The 2,757-nt window shown below is 63.1% G+C and carries 1 protein-coding gene; it reads right to left on the bottom strand.

What is annotated here, in order from left to right; translation table 11 throughout:
- Window positions 1-530: helix-turn-helix domain-containing protein (locus ACIQOV_RS36105; RefSeq protein ID WP_401055039.1), on the bottom strand; the 530-nt coding region annotated here is incomplete at its 3' end.
- Between the last annotated feature and the right edge of the window lie 2,227 nt (window positions 531-2,757).

Raw genomic sequence — 2,757 nt, 5'->3', positions numbered from 1 at the left:
GGCGTCCGTGCGGCTCGCAGTTTGGCCCACTGCTCCGGGGGGAGCGGGGAGGTCAAGCGTTGTGACGGGAGGCCGTCCGTGTGCACGTGGATCTGCCGGCCGACCAGTTGGAGGGTGACCGTGCGGCCCACGAAGCGGGGGTGGACGCGGACTCGAAGTCTGTTCAGGCTCACGTTGCCGGCCGACGAAACGGTCCGGCGCACGCTCTTGCACGTTGCCGTAACGGTGCCGGACCTTTGAGTGAACCGCTGGGGGCGCCTGTCGGACGGGAGGCGGCCGATGTGAAGGCCAGGGGTCAGGAAGCCGGGGGCGGTGACGGCAGTCTCGGCATGGCGTGTCCGTCGGGCGCGTTCGGCGAGCAGCACGTGGTCTTCCCGAAAGAGAAGCGTCCGGCTGCGGTTCAACCGGGCCAGCGGCCTGAGATGCCCACGGTGCACCCACTGGTGAACGCAGTTCGGCGTCACGCCGAGCAGTTGGGCCGCTTCGACCGCGGTGAGCAGTCGCTGCCGTGGATCGGAGGGGTAGGCCATTGTTACTCCTTGTGGAATCAGACAGTCGGCCGGCTATCGAGCAGGAACAGGTGTGCCGGCCAAGCACCGCGGCAGTAGCGGCACTCCACGAGATACTCGTCTTCGCGATACGTCAGGGCGCGCAGGTCGCAGGCAGGGCAACACCCGGGCAACGAGGTGATGACGGGCTCGTTGCCAAGCACCCGCCGGGCCCGCGCAGTCGCCACCAGAACGGCGGCGGCATGGCCGCCCAGTTTCGCCGTAGCGGCGGCCTCAGGCAGCTCACGGGTCAGCGCTACGCAAGCCCGCTGCAACAGCCATCCGGCTCGGGCAGGCTGTCGCGAGCGCGTCTGCGGCACAGCCAAGGCGGACCACGTCTGGACCGCGGACGACAGCTCGTGCGCCCGCATAAGCACCAACTCGCGTAGCGGTGCTGTGGACGAGGGGCGCTTCGACTGACGCCGCACGGTTAGCACCATTGAACGAGCCGGAACAGTCAAAGCACAGTGCAGCTGCGCATAGATGCCCGGTGCTGAGTCCAGCGTTGTCTTCAGCCGGCGAAGACAGTACTCGCACGGCCCGCACCCCGAATCCGCTCCGCACACATGGCAGAGATTTTTTTGGTTTGTCACGCAGCACCACACGGCAGCAGAATCGCGGCAAGCGGTTCTTCCCAGAAAGCGCGTTGGCTGTGACCTTGCAAATCACTTGCGCTCCCAGCAGGAGAATGCCCTGCAGCATCTTGGTTTACCACAGTCCTTGAAGCAGGCGGAGAATCATCCCAGTCTGCCGAGTGCCCACGGTGCGAAGCCCCCAGGTCTCGGAACGTATGTCTACGACGGCCTTCGCAGTTATGGAGCAGACGAGTTCGGCATCTAGCAGCGATCTGTTTGATCATCAATTTCCTCCGGTCTCGCCAGCCGACCATGATAAATATGGTTGTTATTATATTCGGGCCCGACACCGCAGGTGGACCTTGGATGCTTGCAGGTCGTTCGCCGGGCAAACTTTTGGAGTACTCATTTAGCAGAAGAGGCCCCATCGAGCGACGTGGACACGGGAGGCCTTGCAATTCCTTTAATGTATTAAAACGAGGCCCCCATGGCAAGGTGGCGTTCAGCGCTCTCCACAACTGAAGATGCTTCGTACAAAGATAAACGGTCATATAAATCGCTTCGCCGACGAATGCGAGTCGAGTGCTGCGTCGAAGGCGACGGCCTTCGACCACGCGCGTCCGTCCTGGCCGGTTAATCGGTACTTTCTGGTCAGCATGGAAGCTCTGAACACTATCAGCCCCGCGTACTCCACCCGGCCAGGATTGGTGTGATTTCAGGTCGGCCAGGTAAGTCGGCCCAACGGCAAAGATGCCCGGCACGACTCCTGGCAGCCAGCGCCACAATGACGCTGCTATGGGCAGCAACACAAGACCGGGCCGCTAATGTACGGCTGCACTGGCCTGATCGACTCCCTGGAGATGGGAGCAGCCCTCGTGGTCGCCAGGAGTGGCAGGGACATCTTTCGCGTGGTCCGGCACTCAGGGCGATTGGTCGGTCAGCGGCGCGTCGAGTCCATCCGGACCTCTTACGGCGTGCGACACCAATTTGGACAATGATCGTGACACTGGAAGTAGTAGGTGTCAAAGCCATCGAGCGCGTGTCGAGGTCACTGCGCGGCATCGCGGACAGTGACGGCGCTGTGGATGTGACTGGCGAGCCGGCGGGGGCGCGGTGACGAGATGTGCTGGCCAGGGCGCGCGTGCACACGCGTCGGCGGCGTCCTCAGCCGAGTGATGTCATCGAACTTTGGATCTTGTCTTCGATGCCCAGTGCTCGCGGACGCGAGCTCTCGGGCACGTCTGTCGTCAGGTCGGTGACCGCTCAGACGGCCAGGAGGCTGTCATGTCCTTTCCATGGGGCCCAGAGTGAGACCCTGAACGGCGCCACCCCAGGCCTCGGAAGGCCGCAACGCCGGGTATCTCGACACGTACTTTGTCCGGCTCGATGGCTTTGACACCTACTACTTCCAGTGTCACGATCATTGTCCAAATTGGTGTCGCACGCCGTAAGAGACCCGGATGGGCTCGGCTTCGCACTCGGCAACGATCCGCAGCTTGTACTCGGGGCTGAACGTGCGGCGCCGCTCTGGGAGGTGACTCCTAAGGCGTGTCTGACAAATGATCATCTGGTTGGTTCGCGGAGCCAGAGGATTAGGGAGGCCAGGACGACTCCGGCGCGGTAGCGGTCGGCGA

The sequence above is a fragment of the Kitasatospora sp. NPDC091257 genome (genome assembly GCF_044757675.1).
GTDB classification, from domain to species: domain Bacteria; phylum Actinomycetota; class Actinomycetes; order Streptomycetales; family Streptomycetaceae; genus Kitasatospora; species Kitasatospora lactacystinica.
The sequence above is the reverse complement of the archived record's forward strand: the minus strand, read 5'-3'. Positions and strand labels throughout refer to the sequence as shown.